General features: G+C 65.8%; 2 protein-coding genes and 1 pseudogene. 1 reads left to right on the forward strand and 2 read right to left on the reverse strand.

The window, feature by feature from the left end:
• The coding region (locus tag MOV75_RS38590; RefSeq protein ID WP_247008074.1) for an alpha/beta hydrolase at positions 1 to 509 on the reverse strand (509 nt) is incomplete at its 3' end.
• 122 nt (positions 510 to 631) lie between these two features.
• Between MOV75_RS38590 and MOV75_RS38595 the strand changes: the two genes are divergently transcribed.
• Positions 632 to 1,108, forward strand: coding sequence for an Lrp/AsnC family transcriptional regulator (locus MOV75_RS38595; RefSeq protein ID WP_246931552.1), 477 nt, complete (start codon positions 632 to 634; stop codon positions 1,106 to 1,108).
• Between the two features lie 75 nt (positions 1,109 to 1,183).
• On the opposite strand, the pseudogene MOV75_RS38600 reads toward MOV75_RS38595, so the two are convergent.
• Positions 1,184 to 1,276, reverse strand: a pseudogene (locus MOV75_RS38600) (NAD(P)H:quinone oxidoreductase); the annotation flags it as partial.

Consider the following 1,276-nt stretch of genomic DNA (forward strand, 5'->3'; position numbering starts at 1 on the left):
AGCAGCGCGCGCCCCTGCGGCCAGTCGCCGAGCCCGCTCGACGCATTGATGTGGCCGAGTGCGCCGAGCTCGACCAGGCCGGACTGCCAGCTGCGGGCTCGTCGCTGCGAGACCTCGATTGCGCCATACGGATCATTCGTGCTCGCGATGATCAGCGACGGAAAGCGCAAGGCGCGTTCCGGCACAGGCTTGAACGCGGCGGCTTCCGCAGGAAAATTGGCGCCGTCGGGATCGGGGACGGCGACCAGACATGCGCCGGCAATCGCCGTTGGGAAGCGGGCGGCCCAATGCGCCACCAGCAGGCAGGCGAGGCTATGGGCAACCAGGACAGGCGGCTTCGGGCAGCGCTCGATCGCCCGCTCCAGCGATTGCTCCCAGTCGTCGAGCTCCGGCCGGTCCCAGCTTGCCGGCCGAAATCGCGTGAAGCGCGGCTCGGAGCGTTCCCATTGCGTCTGCCAATGGGTATCTCCTGAGCCGCCGAGGCCGGGCAATGTGATGATGTCGTGCATGATCGTCCCGTGATATCTGAGATGAGGCCGCAGTGTGACCGATCCCGGTCCTGCATCACATGGCAAGTCATCGGCGCAATCGGCCGTTTGCCGATGATCTCAAGGTGAAATGGAGAATTCGGTTGGATCGCTTCGGGAGCATCGATGCCAAGGACCTGAAGATCCTGGAGGCGCTGCAGGTCAACGCGCGCGTGCCGCTGTCCGAGCTTGGCCGTTCCGTAGGGTTGTCCCAGCCCGCGGTGTCCGAGCGCGTCAGACGGCTCGAGGAAGCCGGGATCATCGAAGGCTACGGCGCCCGCATCAATCCGCGCGCACTCGGGCTCGGCCTGATGGCGCTGGTGCGCCTGCGGACCACGCATGAGCACATCAAGACCTGCCTCAAGAGGTTCGCAGAGATTCCCCACATCATCGAAGTCCATCGCGTCACCGGCGATGACTGCTTCGTGCTCAAAGTGCTCGTTCCCGCTCCTGAGGACCTCGAGACGATCGTGGATCGCATTGCCGGATTTGGCGCCGTCACGACCTCGCTGGTGCTGCGGAGCGAGCCGGTGCGGCCGATCGGTCGCGAGCTCGTCAAGAAGAAGACCGAACGGGCCTGAGCCGCCGCACCAAAGGGGCGGCATTCCCGAACGGGAATGCCGCGATCGCACAGCCGTGCCGCTCAGCCATGGAGTTTAGCCATGGAGTTTCCTGGCGGTTTCCGCGATCTGGCGTCCCTGATAGCGTGCGCCGGCGAGCTCGTGGGCGCTGGGCTGGCGGCTGCCGTC

The sequence above is a fragment of the Bradyrhizobium sp. PRIMUS42 genome (assembly GCF_023006515.1).
Classification (GTDB): domain Bacteria; phylum Pseudomonadota; class Alphaproteobacteria; order Rhizobiales; family Xanthobacteraceae; genus Bradyrhizobium.